Raw genomic sequence first — 967 nt, 5'->3', positions numbered from 1 at the left:
GCACTTCCGCCGCGCCCACACCCTCCCCGCCCGCGAGGAAGTCCTTCCAGGTACGGAAGTCGGCGGGGGCGTCGTCCGCCAGCACCACCACCTGTTCCAGCGCCGGGAGCCCGGGCAGCGGACCGTCCCCCGGCCCCTCGCCCACCGCACGGCGCAGCGAGGCCACGTACGACGTACCCAGGAACGTCCCGGTCACGAACAGCAGCCGCGCCCCGCTGCCACGCAGCACATACGCGGCCTCGCTCCCCTTGAAGCGCGTGTTCAGCGGCACCAGTACCGCGCCCGCCGACACCGCGCCCAGCGCCGCGACGATCCAGTCCGTCGAGTTCGGAGCCCAGATGCCCACCCGGTCGCCGACCTCCAGCCCGCTCGCCATACAGGCCGCCGCCGCCCGCTCCACCCGGGCGCCCAGTTCGGCGTACGAGATCCTCGTCCGGCCCTCGACCACCGCCTCGGCGTCCGCGTACCGCTCGGCGGCGGATCGCACCAGGCCCGGGATGCTGCCCCACTCCACGTCCGTGCGCATGAACGGCCTCCCTGCACCCACTAGCTGACTACCCGTCAGATTAGCTGTAGCCTGACGCCCTGTCAGCAGCCCCGGTGTTCACGCGGAGGTGCACGGAGCATGGCCGGACAGCGCATGGCCGGACTTAAGGACGCGACCGCGATCGTCGGTATCGGACAGACCTCCTTCGCCAAACAACTCCCCGAGGACGAACGGACCTTGGCCTGTCGTGCCGTCCTCGCCGCCCTCGACGACGCGGGCATCTCCCCGAACGAGGTCGACGCCCTCGCCTCCTACACGATGGAGGAGACCGACGAGGTCGAGCTGGCGAAGGCGGTCGGCTTCGGCGACCTCACCTTCTTCAGCAAGATCGGGTACGGGGGCGGCGGTTCGTGCGCCACCGTCGCGCATCTCGCCACCGCCATCGCCGCCGGACAGGCGACGGTGGGCGTGGCCTGGCGA

Annotated in this window: 1 protein-coding gene and 1 pseudogene; one reads left to right on the top strand and one right to left on the bottom strand. The window is 71.6% G+C overall.

The features are described from left to right. A partial coding sequence (locus JHN63_RS51430) for an AMP-binding protein (protein ID WP_200691995.1) occupies positions 1-526 on the bottom strand: 526 nt, incomplete at its 3' end. 114 nt (positions 527-640) lie between these two features. Between JHN63_RS51430 and JHN63_RS51425 the strand changes: the two are divergent. Next, positions 641-967: pseudogene (locus JHN63_RS51425) on the top strand (lipid-transfer protein); the annotation flags it as partial.

Origin of the sequence: Streptomyces sp. MBT65 (genome assembly GCF_016612545.1) — a bacterium.
GTDB lineage: Bacteria > Actinomycetota > Actinomycetes > Streptomycetales > Streptomycetaceae > Streptomyces.
This window is presented reverse-complemented; position numbering and strand designations above follow the sequence as displayed.